The organism is Bifidobacterium moraviense (assembly GCF_012932365.1).
In the GTDB taxonomy this organism is placed as follows: domain Bacteria; phylum Actinomycetota; class Actinomycetes; order Actinomycetales; family Bifidobacteriaceae; genus Bifidobacterium; species Bifidobacterium moraviense.
Genome location: NZ_JAAIIH010000002.1, coordinates 1 through 24,290, shown reverse-complemented (window position 1 = coordinate 24,290; position 24,290 = coordinate 1). Strand labels below are relative to the sequence as shown.

Here is a 24,290-nt window from a genome sequence, read left to right as displayed (position 1 = left end):
CGCGGCGGCGAATCGTCGAAAGGGGTGTTGTGCGATGACAGGAACCGACATCGATGCCAGGAACGGTGCGGAGAGCGGCAGGGGCGGCGTGAGCGCGAGGGTCACGCTCACGGTGACGCCCGAGGTGGCCGAACTGCTGAAGGGCGGCGCGCACGTGGACGTGATCGTGCACGGCGACGCCGGATTCGCGGCGCTGGCGGCGGACGCGGCCGTGGAGGTGCGTCTGGCGGACGGGACCGTGGTCGCGGCGTCGGCCGGGACGGACGGCCGGGGCGCCGCCGCGGACGCATCTTCCGCATCTTCCGGGTCTTCCGCGCCGACCGAGCCGCCCGTGGCGCGGCACGCGATCATCGCGCTGGAAAGCACGTCGCCGAACGCCGAACGCACCTTCCGCGAGGTGGTGGTGGCGCTGGACGGCCTGCCGGGCGTGGAGATCACCGGCATCTCGCCGCTGTACAACGTCACGAACTTCGATGCGCCGGACGCCTTCGCGGCCGTGCTCACCGTGAGCGCCACGCTGGGGCCGAGGGAGCTGCTCGCCGCCACACAGACCATCGAGTCCGCGCAGGACGACGACTCGCTCGACATCGACATCGTGGACGTCGAGGGCGTCACCAGCGACGATCCGGAGCTCACGCTGCCGTGGCCGTCCGCGAAGGAGCACGCCTCGGTGCTCGCCCCGCTGCTCGACCTCGATCCGGACGCGCGCATCGGCAAGGATCCGGTGTCGTTCCTGCTGGCCATGGCGCCGGACGCCGCGCGCGTGGGAATGCTTTCCGCCAACTGGATCCTGGGCGACACCACGTCCGGCGGGGCGTCGTCGGGAAGCGCCTTCCCGGGAGGCGGCAACCCGTTCGGCGGCAATCCGTTCGGGGGACTCGCATGAGCGCGCGCCGCACGCCGTGGTGGCGGTTCGCCGTGGCGGTCGTGCTGGGTCTGGCGGCCGGCGCGGCACTGGTCAAGATCACCGAGCGCAGCGACTTCACCGTGATGGGCGCGCCGTGGATCGTGCCGATCCTGCTCGCTGTGGTGGGCGTCGTGGTGTTCGCGATGGCCTGGCAGGTGCGCCAGTACGTCTCCGGCAAGCGCAAGTACCTCAATCCGGCCGTGTCCGTGTACGCGCTGGTGCTGTCCAAGGCGCTGGGACTGGTCGCGGCCGCGCTGTTCGGCTGGTACGTGGGGCAGATCCTCGCCGCCCTGGGGCATGCCGACGCCCCGTTCTACGCGCAGGCGATGGTCGAATGCGGCGTGAGCGCCGTGGTGTGCCTCGCGGACATGGTCGTGGGCATCGTGGGGGAGCGGTTCTGCCAGCTGCCGCCCGGCGAGGGACCGGAGAATCCCAAGATCAAGGCCGCCGAGCGCCGGCGCAACCTCGCCGCCGCGTCGTCCGCCGAATCCGCGGCGTCCAAGGCATCTGCTGCTGGTACGGCTGCGTCCGCGACATCCGAGGTGGCCTCGCGCTGATCGTCGTATCCCTGCTTCGGACGGGATTTGCTCAGTCTGCGTATGGTCGGAACTGGATCTGCTCAGTTTGCGCTTTGTCGGAACTGGATCTGCTCAGTCTGCGGTGCCGTCGATGCGGAATGAGCGGATCCAGTTCCGTGCAGCCTGTTTCAGCCTGCTCTGGGACGGGATTTGCTCAGTCTGCGGTGCCGCAGATACGGAATGAGCGGATCCAGTTCCGCACGGTCTCTTTCGGCCGGCTCCGGGACTGGATCCGCTCACTTTGCGCTTTGCCGGAACTGAATCTGCTCAGTCTGCGGTGCCGTCGATGCGGAATGAGCGAATCCGGTTCCGTACGGTCTCTTTCGGCCGGCTCCGGGACTGGATCCGCTCACTTCATGCTTTGCGGGACTGGATTTGCTCGCTTTGCGGGGCTGCTGGTACAGAATGAGCGGATCCAGTTCCGTGCAGCCTGTTTCAGCCTGCTCCGGGACTGAATCTGCTCAGTCTGCGCTTTGCCGGGACTGGATCTGCTCAGTATGCATATGGTCGGAACTGAATCTGCTCAGTCTGCGGTGCCGCAGATACGGAATGAGCGGATCCAGTTCCGTGTGGCCTGTTTCGGCCGGCTCCGGGACTGGATTCGCTCAGTTTGCGCTTTGTCGGAACTGGATCCGCTCAATCCGTCGGCTCGTCGCGGCGGCTCACTGCTGCGATGCCTGCGGCGCCTTCGGCACGCGGACCATGGCCTCCTGCGCCATCGCGGCCACGAGCTCGCCGTCACGCGAGTAGACCTTCGCGGTGGCGAGACCGCGTCCGTGCGCGGCGGTGGGCGTGTCCTGCACGTAGAGGTGCCATTCGCTCACGTCGATGTCGCGGTACCACCACATGGAGTGGTCGATCGTGGCGTAGGAGATGCCCGGCGTCATGAAGCTCAGACCGGAGCGGCGCACGATCGGCTCCATCATGATCTGGTCGCAGCCGAGCGCCAGGATCGCGCGGTTCATGGTCTGCGAGACGTCCACCGTGCCGTCGGTGCGCATCCACACCATCTGCCTGCCGGAGCGGTGCGCCGGGTCCGTGGAGGTCTGGTCGGAACCGAGCATCACCGTGGAGGTGACGTGGCGGATGTCGAACGGGGACTTGCGCGCGTAGTAGTTGGCGAACGGGGACTTGTCCGCGAAGGGCTCCATGAGCTCCTTGGCGCTGGTGAGCGACTCCGGATCGGGCACGTTCTCCGGCATCGGGTCGGCGTACTCCACGCCGGTCTGCCCCTTCTCCTGGAAGCTGGTGATGGCGGTGAGGATCGGACCCTCCGCCTGCGTGGCGTTGACGCGTCGCGCGGAGAACGAGCGACCGTCGCGCAGCAGTTCCACGTCGAACAGCACGTCCTGTCGGATGTCGCCGGCGGCGATGAAGTAGCCGTGGATCGAGTGGGGCAGTCGTCCGGACGGCACGGTCTTGGAGGCCGCCATCACGCTCTGCGCGATCACCTGTCCGCCATACACGCGCCCGGTGGGAAAGTAGAGGCTCTCGCCGTTGACGTAGGTGTGGCTGCGGTACTGCGACGGCTCGCCGAGCTCCAGCACCTTCACCAGATGCTCCAGTGGGGTGACTGTCTTCTGCGCCATGAGCGGACCTCGATTCTCGATCTCATTCAGTTGTTGTTCAGTTCTTCGCGTCTTCGTGCCCGGTGTCGATGCATGACTGCATGACGTCCGATGCCCGCGCGCGTGGTCGATTACGTCTTGCAGTGTACCGGCAGGGGGTAAAAACCCGCTAAGCGCCATGTAACGAGTTCGTGAGCAACGTGAACGGCAGGTAAGGCGATGTTCGGATGACGGGAGCGTCCACATATGCGTTCGCATGGTGAGATGCATGGGCTTGTCGCAGCGATGTGACGGCGCCGTTCGCCGCGACGTTGCGATGAAAGGCCATCATGGATCGTCCTGCGGGGTTCTGCGATGGCCGATCATCGCAACGCTGCGCTGATCGACCCCCAGGGCGAGAGCGCATACGAAATCACCGGTTAAGGGAGGCTTGGGCGGTGAAAGCGTATGCGCACATACGAAATCACCGGCAAGGATCGTCCCCGCCGGTGATTTCGTATCGATGGGCGTCATGCGTCGTGCGTCATGCGCCGCGCTGTTCGCTTAACGGGTCAGCTTCCTGTGCAGACGATGCGGGCGGGCCGCGTCCTCGCCGAGGCGGGCGACGCGGTTCTCCTGATACGCCTGGAAGTTGCCCTCGAACCAGTACCACTTGGCCGGGTTCTCGTCATCGCCCTCCCACGCCAGGATGTGCGTGGCCACGCGGTCGAGGAACCAACGGTCGTGGGAGATCACCACGGCGCAGCCCGGGAAGCCGAGCAGCGCGTTCTCCAGCGACTCTAGGGTCTCCACGTCAAGGTCGTTCGTGGGCTCGTCGAGCAGCAGCAGGTTGCCGCCCTGCTTGAGCGTGAGGGCCAGGTTCAGTCGGTTGCGCTCGCCGCCGGACAGCACGCCGGTGAGCTTCTGCTGGTCGGAGCCCTTGAAGCCGAAGCTCGCCACGTAGGCGCGGGTGGGCACCTCCACGCCGGCCACCTCGATGAAGTCGAGGCCGTCGGACACCGCCTCCCACAAGTTCTTGTTCGGATCGAGGCCGGCGCGGTTCTGGTCCACGTAGCTGATCTTCACCGTGTCGCCGATCTTCAGCTCGCCGCTGGTGAGCGGCTCGAGGCCGACGATCGTCTTGAACAGCGTGGACTTGCCCACGCCGTTCGGGCCGATCACGCCCACGATGCCGTTGCGCGGCAGCGTGAAGCTCAGGTCGTCGATGAGTACGCGGTCGCCGAACGCCTTGTGGATGTGGTTCGCCTCCAGCACCAGCGAGCCCAGACGCGGGCCGGCCGGAATCTGGATCTCGGAGAAGTCGAGCTTCTTGTTGTTGCGCGCCTCCTGCTCCATCTGGTCGTAGCGCTCCAGACGGGCCTTGTTCTTGGCCTGGCGGGCCTTGGGGGAGGAGCGCACCCAGTCAAGCTCGTTCTTCAGGCGCTTGGCGAGCTTGGCGTCCTTGGCGCCCTGGATCTCCAGACGCTTCGCCTTGGTCTCCAGATACGTGGAGTAGTTGCCCTTGTACGGGTACAGGTGGCCGCGGTCCACCTCGCAGATCCACTCGGCCACGTTGTCCATGAAGTAGCGGTCGTGGGTGACGGCGATGACGGCGCCCTTGTACTGGTGCAGGAACTGCTCCAGCCACAGGATCGACTCGGCGTCGAGATGGTTGGTGGGCTCGTCGAGCAGCAGCAGGTCGGGCGCTTCGAGCAGCAGCTTGCACAGGGCCACGCGGCGGCGCTCGCCGCCGGAGCACACGTTCACCGGAGTGTCCGGGTCGGGGCACTGCAGAGCGTCCATGGCCTGCTCCAGCTGCGAGTCGAGATCCCAGCCGTTGGCCGCGTCGATCTCGGTCTGCAGCTTGCCCATCTCGTCCATGAGGGCGTCGAAGTCGGCGTCCGGGTTGGCCATCTCCTCGCCGATCTGGTTGAATCGAGCAACCTTGTCGGCAATGGGGCCGAACGCCATCTTGATGTTCTCGCCCACGGTCTTGGTGTCGTCCAGCGGCGGCTCCTGCTGCAGAATGCCCACGGTGTAGCCCGGCGTCAGGGTCGCCTCGCCGTTGGAGACGGTGTCGATGCCCGCCATGATCTTGAGCAGCGTGGACTTGCCCATGCCGTTGGGGCCCACCACGCCGATCTTCGCGCCGGGCAGGAAGCTCAGCGTCACGTCATCGAGGATCACGCGATCGCCGTACGCCTTGCGCGCCTTGATCATCTGATAGATAAACTCTGCCATTGGTTGCGGCTTCTCCTTAAAAGTGTTGAAATTCCGCCGTTTCCGGTCTGTCTGTATGTTCGGCCCGGATGTTCGGTCCGGCGTGGTGCGCCGATTGCGCCGCACCTGTCCGCATGCTGGTCGGATTCGGGCCAAACCACCGCGAACCATGGTATCGGAAGGGCTGGAATGGCGCGGTCGCGGCGGCGCGCGGGCCAGTCCCTCAGGTACGGTATGCGGGTCGGCGCGGAAGCCCCCCGTCCGCCGCCGGACCGTCATCCGTACACCGTCAGACCACCGAAGGAGCGGTTCGCATGCTGCCGAACTTCATCGAGGACGCCGGGCTCGGCGACGTCAGGGTCATCGCCAGCGACATGGACTGCACGCTGCTCGCCGACGACGGCACGATGCCTCCCCATATGGCGGAGCGCATTCGCGCGCTTGACGCGGCGGGCGTCACGTTCTGCGCGGCGAGCGGACGCCCGAGCTACACGCTGGCCGAGATGTTCCCGGGACTTGAGGACCACATGGCGTTCATGTCGGACAACGGCGCGGCGATCCGCTGCCGCGGCGAACTCGTCTACACGAGCCTCATCCCCGTCGGGGAGTACCGGCGGATGATCGAGTTCACGCTCGCCGACGGCCGCGGCTGCCCCACCGTATGCGGCATCGAGGCGTGCTTCGTCCGTTCGTGCGACCGCGTGTACGACGAGTATTTCCGCACGTTCTACAAGCGGATCGTCTACATGGACGATCTGACGACGCTCGACCGCGACGTGAACAAATACACGGTGTTCTTCCCCCGCAGCGACTCCGAGGAGGTCTATCGCGACCTCTACCGGGACGCATGGTCCGGGAGCTATTCGGTGACGGCCGCCGGCAGGATGTGGATCGACATGATGAACCCCGGCGTGAACAAGGGGACTGGGCTCATCCGGCTGTGCGGCCATCTCGGTGTGGACGTCCGGGACGCCTGCGCGCTCGGCGACACCTACAACGACGTCGAGATGCTCGAGACGGCGGGGCACGGCTACGTGGTGGCGAACGCCGAGGAGCACATGCGCGCCCACGCCGGCTGGCTCGCGCCAAGCAACAACGACCGCGGCGTGGCATCCGTGATCGACGCGGTGCTCGCGGCCGGACGGCGCGACGCATAGCGTCCTCACGGCGACAGTGCCGCGGTTCCCGGACGTCCCTGTCTACGCGGTTTCCACCGAACCCGCCGCCCGTGCCGCCGCTTCGACGAGCTCGGCCACGGCGAAGAGTCTATGATGCCGTTCCGGTGCATCACCATGGAACGTGGAACGTACGGCATGGAACATACGGAGGAATCGAGGACGGACGATGCGGATGGGACGGATGACGGCGACTCCGGCGCACAGTGATCGAACGGGCAGGACACGGTTGGAAGGACCACGGGGCGGCGGGCTCATGACGCGGGACGTCGTGATCGTCATGGCGGCCGGATTCTTCTACATGGCGGGCACCATGATGGGCACCACGCTGATCGTCGGATACTCGCATGCGCTGGGCGCCGGCGGCGAGCTGGCCGGCATGATCGCCGGCACGATGAACGTCGTCTCCCTGTTCTGCCGTCCCGGGGCGGGCCGCCTGAGCGACCGCGTCTCGCTGCGTCGCCTTGCCGTCGCCTCGCTGTCGCTGATGATCGCCGCGAACGCCGGATACATGCTCGCTCCGTCCCCGTTCGCGGTCATGGCGGCGCGCGTCGTCAACGGCGTCGGATTCTCGTGCCTCTCGGTGTGCCTGGCGGCGTGGCTGACCGCTCTGGTCCCGCTGGCCTACATCGGCAAGGGCATGGGATACTACGGGCTGGCCAACGCGCTCGCCATGGCGCTGGGGCCGGCCACGGGCATTCGGCTGGCGGCGACGTTCGGGTATCGCGCGGCGTTCGTCGCGGCGACGGCCGGCATGATCGCGGCCCTCGTGATGGTGCTGTCCGTGCGCGACGGCGGATCGGCCCGCAGGACGGCCAGATCCGCTTCCCGCCCGGCCATGCCGCCGAGCGCGCCGCCGCGGGTCTCGGCCGCCTCGCCCCACGCCCTGCTCGATCACGTGGTGGCCGTGCGCGTGATCCCGGTGGCGCTCGTGTTCATGCTGTTCGCGATCCCGTACTGCGCCACGCAGTCCTACATCGTCACCTACGTGTCCGCGCGCCGGCTGACCGTGGACGTCGGGCTGTTCTTCCCGGCGTATGCGGTCGCGCTGCTGGTGCTGCGTGTGGCGATGCGCAACCTGTTCGACCGCAGGTCGTTCACCTGGTTCCTATGGCTGTGCTCGGCGTGCATGCTCGTCACGCTTGGCGCGCTCGCCGTGATGCGCAACGACGGCATGCTGCTGGTGGGAGCGGTGTTCATGGCCGCATCGTACGGACTCATGAGCTCGGTGAGCCAGTCCGCCGCGGTCCGTCTTGCCGGCGAAGGGCACGGCGGACAAGGCAACGCCACGTACTACATCGGGATCGATCTGGGCATGGCACTGGGGCCGATCATCGGCGGCCAGCTGTACGCGAAGCTGGACCCGGCGTGGTTCTACCCGGCGCTCATGCTCGCCGTGCCGCTGGCCGTGGCCGTGCACCTCGTTTCGCGTCGGCGTGGTCATGGGACACGCGTCCATGGCAGGGTATCTGCATAGTCAGGGGTAGTTTTTCGACTTTGCGCGCAGATATCTGCGGAGTCAGGGTGCCTCGAAGCCGGATATCCCGGATACGGACCGCTGAAAACCGCGGAATTCCGGTGCCGGACACCGGGGATACGCCGTTCCGGGCACCCTGACTCTGCAGATACCTGCGTGCGGATCGCCGAATCTGCCCCTGACTCCGCAGATACGCCTCCGTTCCGATGCGTCGGCGCCTGTCAGTGCCGACTCCCACTGGCGCTGCGCTCGGTGCTGCGTTCATCGTGCCATGCAGCGTCGTGCCATGCCGTGCCGCCCGTCATCGCGCGGCGTATTCCTTCGGCGCGCCGGCACCGGCTCCCCGCAGCTCGGGCAGCATGGCGAAGAACAGCACGCCCGCCATGATCGCCGTGATGAGGTCGGCGACGGCCTGCGCGGCGATCACGCCGGCGTAGCCGGCCACGCGCGAGGCCACGACGAGCACGAGCACCAGCACCACGCCCTGCCGGTTGATCGACAGGATGAACGCGCCCAGCGCCTTGCCGGTGGACTGGAACGTGCACGTGGTCACCATGACGATGCCCACGCACACCAGACTGAGCAGCTGCACGCGCAGCATGCCCGCGCCGAGGTCGATGATGCGCGCGTCGCTGATGAAGAAGCCCATGAGCTTGCGGTCGAAGACGCTGAGCAGCACGGTCATGACGATCGCGAACCCGCTGAGGAACAGGTACGAGAAGCGCAGGATTCCGGCGAGCCGCGTCATGTTGCGCGCGCCGTAGTTGTAGCCGATGAGCGCCTGCGCGCCGAACGCGAAGCCCACGAACACCGAGACGGCGATCATCACGACCTTGAGTGCGATGCCCATGGCCGCCACCGGGTCGTTGCCGTAGGGCAGCAGATACAGGTTCACCATGACGATGCCGAAGCTCTGCGTGAGGTTGGTGACGGCGGACGGGATGCCGATGACGAGGATGTCGCGCAGCTCGGCGCCGGTGATGTCGAGGCGCAGGCGCGCGCGGCGTGCGACGTTGTCCGCTGCGCGGCGGACCATGAGTCGCGGGTCGACCGACAGGTTCTGGCTGCGGCGCAGCAGGAACCACACCAGATAGGCGTCGGTGCACACGTTGGCGAGCACGGTGGCGAACGCCGAGCCGCCCGCGCCCCAGCCGAACACGTGGATGAACAGCGGGTTGAGGATGATGTTGAGCACGGTGCCGGCGATCTGGCCGATCATGGACGGCACGGCGTGGCCTTCGGTGCGCAGCTGGTTGACCGGCGTCATCGAGACGATGATGAGCGGCGAGCCGATGATGATCCACGTGTAGTAGGCGGAGGCGTGCGCCCACGTGCCTTCGTTCGCGCCGAGCATGGCGAGGATCGGATCGCGGAACGCGAGGCCCAGCACCAGAATCGCCGCGCCGATGAGCGCCGAGCCGTAGAAGCAGAACACGCTCAGACGCCTGCCGTCGTCGTAGCGCCGCTGCCCGAAGAGCCGGGAGATGACCGAGCTGCCGCCGAGGCCGAAGATGTCGCCGATGGCGATCATCACCATGAACACCGGCGCCGAGATGGAGACGCCCGCCACCATGTTCGCATCGCCGGTGTGGGCGATGAAGTACGTGTCGACCATGTTGTACACGAGCGTGACGAGCATGCTCATGACCACCGGCATCGCCAGACTGAAGTATGCCTTGGGGATGGGTGCCCTGTCGAACAGTTCGCTGTCCATGGTCGTGTCGTCCTTTCCGAAAATGGTCGTCGTCCGCGTTGTCGTCCATACACGTTGTCGTCCATACACGCCGTCGTCCGCGTACGCCGTGACGTGACGCGACGGTCCGCGAGGCCGAGGACGCCGCTGTGTAGTAAACCGCCACGGCATGGACAAGCGCGTCGCCACGCGGATGGGCCCGATGTGCGGACATGCGAAAGGGGCGTGCCGGGAACGGAATCCCGGCACGCCCCTGCGGCGCAGGGCGCGGAAGCGCCGATGCGGGTCGGTCGACGTCAGTCGATGTCGGTGCCCTCGTCCGGACCGGGCTTCTTGCTCGGATCGAAGCCGGAGACGATGTACACCACGCGGCGGGCGGCGGACACGGAGTGGTCGCCCAGACGCTCCAGGAAGCGGCCGACGAGCACCAGATCGATGATGTGCTGCTTGTCGCCGTCGTAGTTGTCGGACAGCATGATGTCGAAGGTCTGGTGATGCAGCTCGTCCAGCTTGTCGTCGTCCAGGATGACCTGCTCGGCCACCTTGGTGTCGCGGTCGGAGAGCATTGCGGGCAGACGGTCGGCGGTCTTGTCCAGGAAGGCCACCATCTGCTCCACCACCGGACGGGCCTCGTCGGTCAGCGCGGACTGCGGGTAAGTGCGGCGCGCGGTCTCGGCGACGTGCTTGGCGAGATCGCCCATGCGCTCGAAGGTGGCGGCCAGACGCAGCGTGGAGACGACCACGCGCAGGTCGGTGGCGACCGGGTTCTGCTTGGCCAGCAGCTTGACGCACTGGTCGATGACGCTGGTCTCCAAGGCGTCGATCTCGATGTCGCCGTCGATCACGGTCTGCGCCGCCTCGACGTCGGACTTGAGCAGCGCCGAGCCGGCGCCCTTGATCGCCCTGGCGACGTCCTGCGCCATGCGGTCGAGGTCATCGGCGACGGCCTTCATCTCCTCGTTGAAAATAACGCGCATTTTCAGCCTTTCCTCGTAGGTTCAACCCATCTCATTGTATTCGGTCGCATCGGTTGACGTCACCCCCGTCGGGAAAAGCCGTGGCATGTTCGTTCAATGTTCATGGGACGGTTCACTTCCCATTCACCTTGGCCGTGTTGCCTCGGCGCATCTGCCACAATGAGGGCATGACGAACAATATGGGGGATTCAGTCGGCATCGTGGTGGCGTTCGGCCTGATCGGGCTGGCTCTGGCGACGGCGTTGGGCTTCGCGATCGCCGCCGCGCTGCGCGACGCGATGGTGCGCAGGACCGGCAACGTGCCGCTGACGAGCATGCTGGGGGCCAGATGGCATCGGTTCGCGCGGGATCATCGGCGAGGTTCCGGCGCGGACGACGAGGAGGCCGACGACCTGGACGACGACACCGCCGCGCTGCTGTCGATGCTGCCGATCTGCCCGGTCGTGGTGGACGTGCACGACGAGGTGGTCCGCTGCGGTCCCGAGGCCTACCGCTTCGGCGTGGTGCGCGACGACGCGATCGTGGAGCCGCGCGTGCTCGAGGAGGTGCGGCGCATCCGCAAGGCCGGAGGCAAGGCCACGTTCGACCTGACCACCACCACGGCCGGCCCGGCGCAGGAGGGCGCGGCCGACGAGAGGCGGGCGTCGCGTCCCAACTGGCTCAAGGTGACGGTGGGCAGGGTCGGCGACTCGTTCGTGGTGGTGCTGCTGGACGACGTGAGCGACATGGTGCGTTTCTCCCGCACCCGCGACTCGTTCATCGTCAACGTCTCGGAGCAGATGCTCAGGCCCACGCTCGCGCTCGACCGCGTGGCGCGCGATCTGAAGGACCACGGCGACGACGCGGACCGCGTGGCCGCGGACGCCGACGAGGTACGTTCGATCGGACGGCGCATGAACCGCATGGTGTCGGACCTCATGCTGCTCATCCGCGCGCAGGAGCCGGTGGTGGCGTCGAGCGCGAACCGTCTGTCGCTGCTGGGACAGGCGCGCGACGTGGTGACCGCGATGGCGCCGTCCGCGAAGGCCCGGGGCGTCAGGCTCGACGTGAGCGGCCAGGGCGATCTGACGGTCAACGGCGACGGCGACCAGATCCGCGCCGCCATCGGCAAGCTCGTCGAGAACGCGGTCGCCTATTCGCCGGACAAGGGCACGGTGAGCGTGGTGGTGGGACCCACCAAGGACGGCGGCCACGCCGTGGTCCGCGTGGTCGACCAGGGATGCGGCATCCCCAAGGACGAGCAGGAGCGTGTCTTCGAGCGGTTCTACCGCGGCCGCCGGCAGAACGAGAGGACGCGCGACGGGATCGGTCTGGGCCTGGCGGTGGTCAAGCACGTGGCGCTGACGCACCACGGCTCCGCGTCGGTGTGGAGCATGCCCGGCGCCGGCAGCACGTTCAGCCTGACGCTGCCGCTCGCGCAGTAGGACGGCGGCAGGGCGCCTAGCGGCCGAGCCTGCGGTAGTCCCAGCGGTGGAAGTGCTCCCACGTGAGCATCAGGATGCCGATGACGGTGCCGGCCACGCACACCACGAGCGGGCGGATGCCACACATGTCGAGCGCCAGCAGCACGGTGACCACCACCAGCGCCAGGACCCATGCGGCGGTCACGGCCAGGAACGCCTTCTGCAGGTCCACCTGGATGGGCTTGGGGGCGGGCTTGCGCACCGCGGGATCGAATATCGGCGCCAACTTCATGGACTTCACCATAGCGCGCGGGGTAGGCTTGTCACGGTCGAAAGGAGCTCCGCGTGATCGAGATCGAGCCCGTGCCCAAGCGCTATGCGTGGGGATCCCATACCGGGCTGCAGCGGCTGTTCCGCCTCGGGGAGGGGGCTTCGGGGGAGGGCGACGGCCGCCCTCTGGCCGAGATGTGGTTCTCCGGGCACGCCGGTTCCCCGTCCATGCTGCGCATGCCGGTCTCCGACGTCTCCGGGATCGGCGCCTCCGATCCCGACGTCACGGAGGCGGGGGCGTACCGTCTCGTGGGACTGGACGAGGCCATCCGCTCCGATCCCGACGGCATGGTGGGGCCGGCGTCGTCGCGCACGTTCGGCCCGGTGCTGCCGTATCTGTTCAAGGTCATCGCGGCGCGCATCCCGCTGTCGCTGCAGGTCCATCCGGTCGACTTCCGGGCGCGCGCCGGCTTCAACCGCGAGCAGGCCGCCGGCATCCCGCAGGACGCTCCCGAACGCTCGTTCCGGGACGCGCTCGCCAAGCACGAGATGGTGGTGGCGCTCGAGCCGTTCGAGGCGGCGGTGGGGTTCATGCCGCTCGACGAGACGCGCGGGGTCCTCGAGACGGTCGATCATCCCGTGGCGCGCCTCATGCTCGCGGCGCTGCGCGGCGATGCGACCTCCGCGACCGACGCGGCGGACCGCATGATGCCGCCCGCCGCGCTGACGTGGCCCATCTCGCACAAGGCGCTGTTCCGCGCGTTCCATGCGGCCGTGACCGCTCCCGCCGCTTCCGGCGACGGCATCGCCGAGGCGCTGGGACGTGCCTCGGCGAGATTCGGGGCGCCGGGCGCCGATGCGTCCCGCGCGGCCTTCGCGCTGGACGACGCCGCCAGGGCCGCCGCGGCGTTTCCCGGGGATCCCAGCGTGCTCGCGCTGCTCATGATGAATCCGGTGCGTCTGGAGGCGGGCGAGTCGGTGTTCATCCCGGCCGGCACTCCGCACGCCTATCTGCACGGCATGGCCGCGGAGATCATGACGAATTCGGACAATGTGCTGCGCGCCGGCATGACGCCCAAGCACAAGGACATCGGCAACCTGCTGCTCAATCTGGACTGCGCGCCGGGCGCTCCCATCGATCCTCGCTCGCGGATGCTCGGCGCGCGCATCGCCCGCGATCTGGTGACCTACCGTCCCAAGCTCGGCGAATACATGCTGGCGTACGGGCACGTGGGCGAGGCGACGCCGTGGACGCTGCTGCGCCGCCTCGCGGAGCGCTACGGCTGGCATGGCGCGTGGCCGGACCCGCACCGTCTGCCCGGTCCGGATCTGCTGCCGCAGCGGATCGCGCTGCCCGCGCACGCGCCCCGCGTGGTGCTGTGCTGCTCCGGAAGCGTGCGCGTGCGCGACGGCGAAGGCGCACGCACGCTGACGCGGGGGCAGGCGGTGTTCGTGCCGGCCCGCGCGGGCGCCGTGGACGTCGACGGCGACGGGCCCGGCGCGTTCCTGCTGGCCTCCACGCCGTTCTGAGCCGTGCCGCGCTCCGGGTCGGATCCCGTCTCGCACGGTGCCGGATGCGACCGGATACGCCCGGATATGCGAAGGCCCGGTCGGAGCGCGCCCCGATTCCTCGGGAACGATCCGACCGGGCCCTGGTCATGCCCGCGCGGGCGACCGGCGGGCGTTCGTCACAGGTGCTCGACGACGTAGTCGACGCACTGCGTGAGCGCCGCCACGTCGGACGGCTCGACCGACGGGAAGACGCCCACGCGCAGCTGGTTGCGGCCCAGCTTGCGGTAGGCGAACGTGTCGACGATGCCGTTCTCGCGCAGCAGCGCCACCACCTGGGCGGCGTTGACGGAATCGTCCAGATCCACGGTGACCACCGAATGCGAGCGGATCGTCGGGTCCTTGACGAACGGGGTGGCGTAGTCGCTCCGCTCGGCCCAGTCGTACAGCAGCGACGCCGACTTGGCGCAGCGTGCCGTGGCCCAGGCCATGCCGCCGTTGTCGTTGAGCCAGCGCACTTGGTTCTCCATCATGATGAGCGTGGCCACGGCGGGCGTGTTCAGCGTCTGGTCCTTGCGCGAGTTGGACAGCGCCGTGGTGAGCGAGAGGAACGGCGGCACCCAGCGGCGCGCGCCGGGCAGCTTCGCCGAGCGTTCCACGGATTCCGCGCGCTCCACGGCGGCGGGGGAGAGAACGGCCACCCACAGGCCGCCGTCCGCGCCGAAGGCCTTCTGCGGGGAGAAGTAGTAGGCGTCCGTCTCGCGCACGTCCACCCTGAGCGCGCCGGCGGCGCTGGTGGCGTCGATGAGCGTGAGCGCGCCCTGCTCCGCGCTGCCGGGGACGCGGCGGATCGGAGCCTCCACGCCGGTGGAGGTCTCGTCGTGCGCCCAGCAGTAGGCGTCCACGTCGTCGGTGAGGTCGGGCACGCGGCAGGTGCCGGGTTCGCTCTCATAGATCACCGGGGTCTCCAGGAACGGCGCGTTCTCCGCCGACTGCGCGAACTTGCGGCTGAACGAGCCGTAACAGCCGAACGCGGCGCGGCGGTTGATCAGCGAGGCGCACGCCACCTCCCAGAAGGCGCTGGCGCCGCCGTTGCCCAGCGCGATCTCGTAGTCGTCGGGCATGGAGAAGAACGCGGCCAGCCCCTCGCGGATGGAGGCGACCAGATGCTTCACGGGCGGCTGACGGTGCGAGGTGCCCAGCAGCGTCCTGCCGCCGGCCTCGAGCGCCGCCACCTGCTCGGGGCGGATCTTGCTCGGTCCGGAGCCGAAGCGGCCGTCCTCCGGGAGCAACGAAACGGGGATCGTCAATGAGGTTGTCATGCCCACCACAGTAATCAGTGCGCGCGATCGCGGGAAGGGGGAGGCGCATATTATGGAACGCGCGGGCAATCGCCGGGCGACTGGACGAAACGCAAGGCGACGGTGTAGGGTAGCGGACAGTGTGATGGTTGTGTGACGCCCGGAGGGTGTGAGGCGTCCCCGTCCACCGTTCAAGGAGTGATTGTTTATGAGGCATGCAGCGCATAAGGCCCCCAGGGTCGCACGCGCCGAGCGCGCGGGCATGCCCGCCGGGAAGTCCGAGTCGCTGTTCGCGCCCGCGGTGGATGCCGCGCTGGCCGCCCGTCTCAACGAAGTGGCGCCCCAGAGCCGTCGTGCCATGCGTGAGGCCGCCAAGGCATCCGCACGCAGGAACCACGTCATGGCGGGCACCGCGCTCGCCGCGCTGTTCGGCACCGCTGCGGGCGCAGTGGCCCTGGCGGGCCCCGCCCAGCGCGCCGTCTCCGTGGCCGACCCCCAGCCGCAGGCCACCAGCTCCCAGGTCTTCACGCCCGCCGTCACCGACGGCGAGGCCTCCCGTTCCCAGGTCCGCAAGGCGCTCGCCGAGGCGGGCATCGCCACGTCCGACGTGATCGACGCCTCGAACGTCGACGGCGACCAGCCGCAGGACTCCGTCGCGGCCGACGGCTCCGCGCAGGATTCCGGCACCAACGGCTCGTGGTCCCTGGGCGAGGAGAGCACCGACCTCGACGTCAGCCAGATGTCCAAGTCCAAGGCGGACAACGCCACCGTGGCCGCGCTGATGGACGTCAACGCCGCGGACATCCCCGCCGGATTCAACCCGAACCACGACACGCAGGACTACGGCAGTACCTATTCCTTCTCCCAGTGCACGTGGTGGGTGTATCTGCGCCGCCACGAGCTGAACCTGCCGGTCGGCTCGCACTACGGCAACGGTTACATGTGGGCGGACAGCGCCCGCTCGCTCGGCTACTGGGTGGACGACACCCCGCGCAACGTGGGCGACATCATGGTCTTCCGCCAGGGGCAGGAGGGCTCCAGCTCCGCGTACGGCCACGTGGCCATCGTGGAGGCCATCAACCCGGACGGCTCCGTCACCACGTCGGAGTGCGGCGCCTCCTACAACGGCAGGACGTTCAGCCGCACCTTCACCAACGTGCACGACTTCCAGTACATCCACTACTGATCGTCCGATCGTCGTTTCCGGTCATCGCTTCCGCGCCTCCGCCGATCGCCGATCGCCGATCGCGCGTGAGCGGCGGTGATCGACGATCGTTGCACTGTTTCGTTCCGTCGGGCGGGCACGCGCGTGCGGCATGTTCCGTCGCGACTTCCGCGGAACGGGCACGCGCGTTCGCCGACGAACCGTTTCGATCACGGCGTGTCCCCAGCGTTCACAGTGACTCGCGCCGCATCATGGCCCGAGGGACATCGGACCGCGCAATCGCCATGTGCTAATGTGTGGAAACGATGAAGAAGCTACGCTTGATGTATTCCATGACGGCGTCATGCATCGCCCTGACGATGATGGCCGCCGGTACGGTGACCGTTGCCAATGCGACCGACGGCGACGATGCCGTGGTCACGTCCGCCCGCTCCTTCCCCAAGCTCAACGCCACGCGCGTCGACCTGCTGGTGGAGTCCGCGTCGATCGCGGTGGACGATTCCGCCGCGTGGGGCGGCGTGGAGTCGCTGGACGTGCCGCAGACCAAGTCCCAGGCCGAGCTGGACGCGGAGGCGCAGGCCGCCGCCGACGCCGCGAAGGCCGAGGAGGAGGCACGTCAGCAGGCCGAAGCCCAGCGCGAGGCCGCCAGCCGCTCCAACAGCCGTCGATCCGCCTCCGCTTCCACGGGCACGTCCGCCACGACCTCCGGTTCCGCCTCGTCGTCCGCCGATTCGGCCGGCGGCGACGCCGCCGTGCAGGAGACGGTCTCCGGCAACGGTGCCGCGGTGATCTCCTACGCCATGCAGTTCATCGGCGTTCCGTACGTCATCGGCGGCAGCACCCCCAGCGGATGGGACTGCTCCGGATTCACGTCCTACGTCTTCCGCCACTTCGGCGTGAGCCTGTCGCGCACGTCCGGCGGCCAGGCAGGCAACGGCGTCTCCGTGTCCGATCCGCAGCCCGGCGATCTGGTGATCGCCCCCGGCCACGTGGGCATCTACATCGGCGGCGGCAAGATGGTGCACGCGCCTCGTCCCGGCCGCACCACCGCGGTGGATCCCATCTCCTACTTCAACGTGACCGACTTCCGCCGCGTGATCTGATCCGCGCCGCCGTTCGGCACATGAGGGGCGTCCTTCGGGACGCCCCTCGTCGTATGCGCATGTCGCGTCCCAAGGACGGTGTGGTATGGTGTGGCCTCAATGAATGCGCGTCCACGATTGACCACCGCCATAGCCGCGCTCACCGTCGCCGGCTCCCTGTTCGCATGCCTTTCCCCGTCCGCGTTCGGCATCGACGCCGATGCGGCCGTCACCGTCACGTCCGTCCGCTCCTTCCCCAAGCTCAACGCCACGCGCGTCGACCTGCTGGTGGAGTCCGCGTCGATTGCGGTGGACGGTTCCGCCGCGTGGGGCGGCGTGGAGTCGCTGGACGTGCCGCAGACCAAGTCCCAGGCCGAGCTGGACGCGGAGGCGCAGGCCGCCGCGCAGGAGGCCGCCGCCCAGGCCGAAGCGCAGGCGGAGACCGAAGCCCGCGCCCAGGCCGCAAGCCGTGCGTCCCGCCGCACGGCGACGAACGACGCGCAGGCCGCCGCATCGGACGCCGCGGGCGACGATGCCGATGCCGCAGCCGATGCCGCCGCATCCGGCGAAGTCTCGACGTCCCAGAACGGCGCCGCCGTCGCCACCGGCAACGGCGCGGCCGTCGTCGCCTACGCGCTGCAGTTCCAGGGCGTCCCGTACGTCTACGGCGGCAGCACCACGAGCGGATGGGACTGCTCCGGATTCACGTCCTACGTCTTCCGCCGCTTCGGCGTCACGCTGAGCCATTCGAGCTCCGCGCAGCGCGGCTCGGGCACGCGCGTCACCGACCCGCAGCCCGGCGACCTCATGTGGAAGCCCGGACACGTGGGCATCTACATCGGCAACGGCAGGATGGTGCACGCTTCCACGCCCGCCACGGGTACGCTCGTGGCCAGCACGTCGTACTACTCGGGGTGGGAGTACTACCGCCTCGTCTGAACGGCCGTGTCCGCTCCGTCCGTCATGCGGGACGACGCCGTCCGTCAAAGTGTGCGCCGTTGCCTTCCCATGCAACGTGAACGGGGTATTGTGTGAGATAAGGCGACGCATCGTGGCGTGGCCCAGTGACAGGTAAGGGAGGTCACCATGATCAATGACAAAGCCATCCTTGTAGGCGTCGACGGTTCGGACGCCAGCTACAAGGCCACGTGGTGGGCGGCCAACTACGCCAAGCATGCGGGACTGACCCTGCAGATCGTCTGCGCGTACTCGCTGCCCAGCTACGCCGCGGTGTCGTTCGACGCCACGTACACCGCCATGGGCGACGACAACGCCGCCCACTCCGACGCGCAGGAGATCCTCTCGCGCGCCAAGGCCATCGCCGACGAGCAGGGCGTGGAGGCCGCCACGCTGATCGTCACCGGTGATCCGGCGTCCGTGTTCGTGGAGCTGAGCCGCAACTACAACCTCATCGTCATCGGCAACCGCGGCAAGGGCGGTCTTGCCGAGCGCCTGCTGGGCACTACCAGTTCGTCGCTGCCGGCCTACGCGTACTGCCCGGTCGTCGTGGTGCCGTACACCGACGACGACGGCAACCTGATGCATCTCAACAACACGATCACCAAGGTGGCCGTGGGCGCCGACGAGTCCAAGTGGGGCGTCAAGGCGCTGTCCATCGCGGCCGCGTTCGCGGACAGCTGGGACGCCGAGCTCGACGTCATCTCCGCGGTGCCGAAGATCGACGGCGTCACCGGTTCCGGCACCGACGAGGAGCACGGCGTCATGGCCTCCTATCTGGACGACCTCGAGGTGCGCGTCAAGCCGCTGCGCGAGGAGCATCCGAATCTGGTGATCAACAAGCAGCTGGTGCCGGGGTCCGCGGTGAACGCGCTGACCGAGGCCAGCCACAACCACGACGTCGTCATCGTCGGCTCGCGCGGCCGCGGCGGCTTCACCGGCCTGCTGCTGGGCTCCACCAGCCAGGGACTGCTGCAGCACTCGGTCAGCCCCGTTTACGTGGTGCCGCGCAAGTACGTGGAGGCCGCGGAGCAGCGCCTCGACTCCGTGCCCGCGTCGCCCGCCGACGTCAGCCCCAAGCCGATCGACGACATCCAGGGCGTCAAGGAGGTGCCGGTGCCCAAGGCCGACGCCTCGGTGGCCCACGACATCGAGTCCACCATCGACCCGCTGCACAAGTAGGGACGTAGACGGTCGACGGGTCGCGCGCCGACATTGTACGACGCGCGATCGCTCGAACCGAGCGGCCCCGGCTCCGTGCCTTGCGGAACCGGGGCCGTGTCGTCTCGCCACGCCGCCGCCGCGCCTTTGCGGATGGGTATCTTGAGAGTCAGGGGTAGATTTCGGCCAGTGCAGGCAGATATCTGCATAGTCAGGGTGCTCCGAGTGACATATGCGGCATAATTCAACGATGAAATGGCGGTTTCGGAGGTGATTCCGCCCGCATTCCGGTCTACGAGGCACCCTGACTCCGCAGATACCTGCGTGCGGATGCCCGAATCCGCCCCTGACTCCGCAGATATCCTCGGCGATCCCCGGTTTCATCCGGTCTTGCGGTCGTAAGGGTGCCCGCCGGGCCGCTGGTGCCCATGCATCTCCTGTATCTTCGCTCGCAATGCCGTGCCCGGGTGGTTCCCGGGCGCGGCGACGGATCCGGCAAGAACCGGAACGCCGCCGGAACATGCGATGAGGGGTGGTCGCCGGATCGTGAGATCCGGCGACCACCCCTCATCGAGATGACATATGCGAAACGGTGCGACGCGCGTCAGTGACGGATCGTCACGTCCATGCGCACCGGGGTGACCTGCTCGTACGTGTGCTTGACCGTGCAGCCCTTGTTGATGTGGCGGGTGATGCGCTCCTTGAGCTTGTCGGCGTCCTCCTGCGACAGGCCGGCGTCGATGGCGTCCACCACCACCTGCTCGTTGAAATTGATGTAGGAGTCGTTGTCCGCGTCGTACGTGCCGTCGACCACCACGCGCGCGCCCTTGCCCTCGCCCAGCGTGTGGGAGACCGCGAACTCGCTGGACAGCGCGGCGCAGCCGGCCAGCGCGATCTTCATGAGGTCGCCGGGGGTGAACACGCCAGCGCCCTTGCCGAACTTGATGTGCGCGCCGTCCTCGGAGAACGCGTCCCAGGAACCGTCCTTGTTCTTCTCCACCCACAGTCGCTTGCCCATGTGAAATCCTCCTTACGGATCGTCGACGCGTCCGTTCGCGTCCACCTGCCACCAATGTAGCGCGAACGCGCGCCTTCTTCGGCTCCGGGCGCAATCGTGTCCGCGCGCCGCGCGTCCCGCGGCACTGGGTAGACTGGTCCCATGGCTTTGACACCCGAACAGCTCGCAGACATCCGCGCCCGCATTCCCGCCCGTCCCGTCACGGACGTCCCCATGCCGTACGAGGATCTGGTTCGCCGCATCCTCACGGAAGGCACCCTCAAGTCCGACCGCACTGGCACCGGCACGATCTCGCTGTTCGGCCAGCAGATGCGCTTCAGCCTGAGGGACTCCTTCCCGCTGCTGACCACCAAGACGGTGTTCTTCAAGGGGCTCGCGTACGAGCTGCTGTGGTTCCTCAAGGGCTCCAGCAACGTGCGCTGGCTGCAGGAGCACAACGTGCACATCTGGGACGAATGGGCGGACGAGAACGGCGATCTCGGCCCGGTGTACGGCGTGCAGTGGCGCAGCTGGCCCGCGCCGACTCCCGAGGATCCGAACCGCACGATCGACCAGATCGCCAACGTGCTTGACCTGATCCGCAATCACCCCGACTCGCGTCGCATGGTCGTCTCCGCGTGGAATCCGGCCGAAGTGGAGCAGATGGCGCTTCCGCCGTGCCACGCGCTGTTCCAGTTCTACGTGGCGGACGGGCGTCTGAGCTGCCAGCTCTACCAGCGCTCGTGCGACATGTTCCTCGGCGTGCCGTTCAACATCGCCTCCTACTCGCTGCTCACGCTCATGATGGCGCAGCAGACCGGTCTGGAGCCGGGGGAGTTCGTGTGGACCGGCGGCGACTGCCACGTGTACGACAACCACATCGAGCAGGTGCTGGAGCAGCTTTCGCGCGATCCATACCCGTACCCGCGCATCGAGATCGACAAGGCGGATTCGCTGTTCGACTACACGTACGAGGACTTCCACGTCATCGACTACCGCCATCATCCCGCCATCAAGGCGCCCGTGGCCGTCTGAGCCGCCCGTTACACTTCTGTCCCAGTCCAAACCACCCAAGGAGTGATCTGAAATGGAGCACGACAGTAGCAGTCGCAGTGGCTACCACGAACCCGAGCCCGGGGACTCCGGGCTTGACGAGGCCGAGGATTGGGGCGACGACGTGCCCAAGACGTTCTCGGTCAATCTGATCTGGGCCGAGGCCAGTGACGGCGAGGGCCGTCCCGGGGCCATCGGGTACGAGGGCGGCATGCCGTGGCATCTGGCCGAGGACATGCGGCACTTCAAGGAGCTGACCATCTCGCATCCGGTCATCATGGGCCGCAGGACGTGGGAGTCGCTCGACGCGAAGCATCGTCCGCTGCGCAACCGCGACAACATCGTGGTCTCGCACAATCCGCGGTACGTGGCGCCCGGCGCCACCGTGGTCGACAGTCTCGACGACGCCCTCGATCTGGCGCGTCAGGAGGCCATCCCGGATGACGGTCTCGACCGTTCGGAGATCTGGGTGATCGGCGGCGCGCAGCTGTTCCGTGAGGCCCTGCCGCTGGCCAACAAAGCGTACGTGACGCTGCTGCGCGGCACCGTGAACGCCGACGCCTACGCGCCGGACATCGCCGCGCTGGTGGACGAGGGCCTGTGGACCATCACGGACAAGACGCCGTGGATGGTCCCCGTGCGCGAGGAGGACGGCATCTCCGCCTACCGTTTCGTCACGTTCGAGAAGACCCGCTGACCCCGATGCCGTTCGGGACTGGAATGGAGCCGCAGTGAGCGAAAGCAAGCCGTACACCATCATGACCGTCTGCACCGGCAACATCTGCCGGTCGCCGATGGGCGAGATCATCCTGCGCCACTACGTCAACGAGCGCGGGCTGGGGGACAGGGTCGCCGTGGAGTCGAGCGGCGTGTCCGACGAGGAGTGGAGCCATCCGATCGATCCGCGCGCCGTGCGCGTGCTCAAGCAGCGCGGCTACGGTCCGGAGCTGCCGCAGCGTCATTTCGCGCACCGGATCACGCCCGAGGAGATCGAGCGCACGGACCTGTTCCTGCCCATGACGGCCTCGCACATGCGCGCCCTGCTGCGCGAGCTGCCGGCCGGCAAACGCTCCGAGGTGCACCTGTACCGCAGCTTCGACCCGAATCTGCCCAAGCCGGCGCTCGGACAGGAGAGCCGGATCGACCTGGTGGACCCGTGGTACGGCGGCATGCGCGAGTTCGAGGTGGCGATCGACCAGATCGAGGAGGTCGCCCCGTACATCGTGGACTGGGTGGCCAAGCGGCTCGGCTGACGTGGGCGCGTCGTGCCGCGGCAGGACCCCATGATGCGAGATGCGATGCCATCGCCGATGCGTCGGCGGTGGCATCGCCGTTTTTCTGGACCGTGGACGTGACGATTTGCCGCCTGCGCTGGCATCGCGGGCATCCCGGGACGCCGCCGCCCGAGCGGCCCATGAGCGTGGGGTACTGGGACGAGAACGGACAACTCGGGACCAAGTTCATCGAACCGGCAAAGTAGCGCCATTCCTTATATCGACACGGTGTTTTGCTACTGAATGCGTAGCATTTTCGTAGCACGGAGGGTTTTCCGGCGGATCGTGCCCGATACGATGAAACCCCCGCAGGCCAGTGTTTGCAAGGCCTGCGGGGGTTTCCGCGGTGGCTCCGAACGGCGTCGATCCGTTGACCTAGCGATTTTCAGTCGCTCGCTCTACCAACTGAGCTACAGAGCCAGAGAACAAGTGAAGGCCTGAAACCAAGTCTTCCTGTTCCAGCGACCCCGGCCGGACTTGAACCGGTGACCTCCGCCGTGACAGGGCGGCGCTCTAACCAACTGAGCTACGGGGCCGTGTTGTGGACTCGCTTGTGCGAGGCAACGAATGAATATATTACCCGAACGTCGGCATTGCGCAAGTTGAAGGTGCGTTCGGCGTGTTGCCGCATGATTCCAACGATTTGCGCCTTTCGCTCCAACGACGGGTGGGAAGGCTCTCAGCGCGTCGGCAGCATCGCGGCCACGTATCCGGTGAACTGCCCCAGCATGTCGTCCATGTCGTACATGTCGTCGGGGGACATGTCGTCGTAGTAGCCGTAGTAGCTCATGTCCTGCATGGCGCTGCCGATGGCCCAGAAGACGAAGACGACCGACAGCACGATCAGCAGCGTGTTCAGCACGCCGAGGACGATGCCGGCCACCGAGAGGCCCTTGCCGCGTTCGCCGGTCCTGCCGATCTGCAGCAGGGCGATGACGGAGACGATCAGCCCCGCGGGCGGCACGACGAACGCGAGCACCAGTCCGACGATCGACAGGCTGTTCCACGGCCGTGCGGCTGGCGGCTGGGCGTAGGGATAGGCCCCGACCGGGTATGCGGGCTGCTGCGCCGCGTAGAACGGGGTCTGCGCGTATTGGTTCGTGCCGTATTGCGCGCCGTACGGCGCATCGTATTGCGGGGTGTACTGCGTCGTCGGCTGCTGCGCGTACGGCGCGTAGGCGGCCTGCGGCGCGTCGGGCGTCCCGTAGATCGGCTGCCGGTCATCCGGCCGTCCATGGGGCTGCCGGAGCTGTTGCGGCTGCTGCGGCGTGGGTTGCTGATCGCTCATGACCTCAGTCTAGGCCTGTGGCGTCGTCGGCGCGAGAGCCTGCACGGGGTAGCGATGGGGCGATGCCGCGGTGCGTTTGGAGACGCGAAAGGGGCGCGTCGGAACGGATGGGTTCCGGCGCGCCCCTGGGGGGGTGTTCCTATGTTTTTGTCAACTCCTTGGGGAGTTGACGTGTCGGGATTCCGGTTGGCTGTCGTGGGCGCGCTTCGCCCTGCCGGTGGCGTCCGGCGTCCTTTCCCGTGTGGCCCGGTTCAGG

General features: G+C 67.6%; 21 protein-coding genes and 2 tRNA genes. 13 read left to right on the top strand and 10 right to left on the bottom strand.

The window, feature by feature from the left end; all coding sequences use genetic code 11:
- The first annotated feature begins 34 nt into the window (after positions 1-34).
- Positions 35-886 carry a 2-amino-4-hydroxy-6-hydroxymethyldihydropteridine diphosphokinase gene (locus G1C96_RS03435; RefSeq protein WP_169275265.1) on the top strand — a complete coding sequence of 284 codons (852 nt, stop codon included), beginning with the start codon at positions 35-37 and terminating at the stop codon, positions 884-886.
- Positions 883-1,464: a DUF3180 domain-containing protein gene (locus G1C96_RS03430; protein ID WP_169275264.1), complete on the top strand. Its 582-nt coding sequence runs from the start codon at positions 883-885 to the stop codon at positions 1,462-1,464. The genes G1C96_RS03435 and G1C96_RS03430 overlap by 4 nt, the downstream gene beginning before the upstream one ends.
- Positions 1,465-2,147: 683 nt before the next feature.
- Here G1C96_RS03430 and G1C96_RS03425 read toward each other — a convergent pair.
- Positions 2,148-3,074 carry an acyl-CoA thioesterase gene (locus G1C96_RS03425; RefSeq protein ID WP_169275263.1) on the bottom strand — a complete coding sequence of 309 codons (927 nt, stop codon included), beginning with the start codon at positions 3,072-3,074 and terminating at the stop codon, positions 2,148-2,150.
- A 522-nt stretch (positions 3,075-3,596) separates the two neighbouring features.
- The gene (ettA, locus tag G1C96_RS03420; protein ID WP_169275262.1) at positions 3,597-5,273 is read right to left on the bottom strand and encodes an energy-dependent translational throttle protein EttA; all 1,677 of its coding nucleotides are present in this window, start codon (positions 5,271-5,273) and stop codon (positions 3,597-3,599) included.
- A gap of 293 nt (positions 5,274-5,566) precedes the next feature.
- Between ettA and G1C96_RS03415 the strand changes: the two genes are divergently transcribed.
- Positions 5,567-6,409, top strand: a complete 843-nt coding sequence (locus G1C96_RS03415) for an HAD-IIB family hydrolase (RefSeq protein ID WP_169275261.1) — start codon at positions 5,567-5,569, stop codon at positions 6,407-6,409.
- Between the two features lie 274 nt (positions 6,410-6,683).
- On the top strand, positions 6,684-7,904 hold the full coding sequence (locus G1C96_RS03410) for an MFS transporter (RefSeq protein ID WP_169275260.1): 1,221 nt from the start codon (positions 6,684-6,686) through the stop codon (positions 7,902-7,904).
- A 301-nt stretch (positions 7,905-8,205) separates the two neighbouring features.
- Here the strand turns inward: G1C96_RS03410 and G1C96_RS03405 are convergent, their stop codons facing one another.
- Positions 8,206-9,618, bottom strand: coding sequence for an MATE family efflux transporter (locus tag G1C96_RS03405; RefSeq protein WP_169275259.1), 1,413 nt, complete (start codon positions 9,616-9,618; stop codon positions 8,206-8,208).
- Between the two features lie 275 nt (positions 9,619-9,893).
- Positions 9,894-10,574, bottom strand: a complete 681-nt coding sequence (gene phoU, locus G1C96_RS03400; protein ID WP_169275258.1) for a phosphate signaling complex protein PhoU — start codon at positions 10,572-10,574, stop codon at positions 9,894-9,896.
- Between the two features lie 167 nt (positions 10,575-10,741).
- Here phoU and G1C96_RS03395 point away from each other — a divergent pair, with 167 nt between their 5' ends.
- Positions 10,742-11,998: a sensor histidine kinase gene (locus G1C96_RS03395; RefSeq protein WP_240945087.1), complete on the top strand. Its 1,257-nt coding sequence runs from the start codon at positions 10,742-10,744 to the stop codon at positions 11,996-11,998.
- A gap of 16 nt (positions 11,999-12,014) precedes the next feature.
- Here the strand turns inward: G1C96_RS03395 and G1C96_RS03390 are convergent, their stop codons facing one another.
- Positions 12,015-12,269 (bottom strand): DUF2530 domain-containing protein, encoded by a 255-nt coding sequence (locus tag G1C96_RS03390; protein ID WP_169275257.1) that lies wholly within the window; start codon positions 12,267-12,269, stop codon positions 12,015-12,017.
- A 53-nt stretch (positions 12,270-12,322) separates the two neighbouring features.
- Between G1C96_RS03390 and G1C96_RS03385 the strand changes: the two genes are divergently transcribed.
- Positions 12,323-13,777, top strand: coding sequence for a type I phosphomannose isomerase catalytic subunit (locus G1C96_RS03385; RefSeq protein WP_169275256.1), 1,455 nt, complete (start codon positions 12,323-12,325; stop codon positions 13,775-13,777).
- Between the two features lie 158 nt (positions 13,778-13,935).
- Here the strand turns inward: G1C96_RS03385 and serC are convergent, their stop codons facing one another.
- Positions 13,936-15,078, bottom strand: coding sequence for a phosphoserine transaminase (gene serC / locus G1C96_RS03380; protein WP_169275255.1), 1,143 nt, complete (start codon positions 15,076-15,078; stop codon positions 13,936-13,938).
- Positions 15,079-15,265: 187 nt separating this feature from the next.
- Between serC and G1C96_RS03375 the strand changes: the two genes are divergently transcribed.
- The 4 genes from G1C96_RS03375 (at position 15,266) to G1C96_RS03360 (ending at position 19,443) form a co-directional block, all read left to right on the top strand.
- On the top strand, positions 15,266-16,243 hold the full coding sequence (locus tag G1C96_RS03375) for a CHAP domain-containing protein (RefSeq protein ID WP_169275254.1): 978 nt from the start codon (positions 15,266-15,268) through the stop codon (positions 16,241-16,243).
- Positions 16,244-16,545: 302 nt separating this feature from the next.
- Positions 16,546-17,325, top strand: coding sequence for a C40 family peptidase (locus G1C96_RS03370; protein WP_240945090.1), 780 nt, complete (start codon positions 16,546-16,548; stop codon positions 17,323-17,325).
- A 117-nt stretch (positions 17,326-17,442) separates the two neighbouring features.
- Entirely contained in the window at positions 17,443-18,243 is an 801-nt protein-coding gene (locus G1C96_RS03365) for a C40 family peptidase (protein ID WP_240945086.1), read from the top strand.
- Positions 18,244-18,390: 147 nt separating this feature from the next.
- On the top strand, positions 18,391-19,443 hold the full coding sequence (locus tag G1C96_RS03360; protein WP_169275252.1) for a universal stress protein: 1,053 nt from the start codon (positions 18,391-18,393) through the stop codon (positions 19,441-19,443).
- Between the two features lie 583 nt (positions 19,444-20,026).
- On the opposite strand, the gene G1C96_RS03355 is transcribed toward G1C96_RS03360, so the two are convergent.
- A complete protein-coding gene (locus G1C96_RS03355) occupies positions 20,027-20,440 on the bottom strand; it encodes an OsmC family protein (protein WP_169275251.1) in 414 nt (137 codons plus the stop codon).
- 213 nt (positions 20,441-20,653) lie between these two features.
- Here G1C96_RS03355 and G1C96_RS03350 point away from each other — a divergent pair, with 213 nt between their 5' ends.
- The 3 genes from G1C96_RS03350 to G1C96_RS03340 are packed head-to-tail and all read left to right on the top strand — an operon-like array spanning position 20,654 to position 22,725.
- Entirely contained in the window at positions 20,654-21,454 is an 801-nt protein-coding gene (locus G1C96_RS03350) for a thymidylate synthase (RefSeq protein ID WP_205832032.1), read from the top strand.
- A gap of 52 nt (positions 21,455-21,506) precedes the next feature.
- On the top strand, positions 21,507-22,169 hold the full coding sequence (locus G1C96_RS03345; RefSeq protein ID WP_169275249.1) for a dihydrofolate reductase: 663 nt from the start codon (positions 21,507-21,509) through the stop codon (positions 22,167-22,169).
- 34 nt (positions 22,170-22,203) lie between these two features.
- A complete protein-coding gene (locus G1C96_RS03340; RefSeq protein WP_335341914.1) occupies positions 22,204-22,725 on the top strand; it encodes a low molecular weight protein-tyrosine-phosphatase in 522 nt (173 codons plus the stop codon).
- A gap of 368 nt (positions 22,726-23,093) precedes the next feature.
- Here G1C96_RS03340 and G1C96_RS03335 read toward each other — a convergent pair.
- The 3 genes from G1C96_RS03335 to G1C96_RS03325 all read right to left on the bottom strand — a co-directional run bounded on the left by G1C96_RS03335 (position 23,094) and on the right by G1C96_RS03325 (position 24,034).
- Positions 23,094-23,166 (bottom strand) — tRNA-Phe (locus tag G1C96_RS03335).
- A gap of 42 nt (positions 23,167-23,208) precedes the next feature.
- Positions 23,209-23,282 (bottom strand) — tRNA-Asp (locus G1C96_RS03330).
- A gap of 143 nt (positions 23,283-23,425) precedes the next feature.
- On the bottom strand, positions 23,426-24,034 hold the full coding sequence (locus G1C96_RS03325; RefSeq protein WP_169275248.1) for a DUF4190 domain-containing protein: 609 nt from the start codon (positions 24,032-24,034) through the stop codon (positions 23,426-23,428).
- Positions 24,035-24,290: the final 256 nt, after the last annotated feature.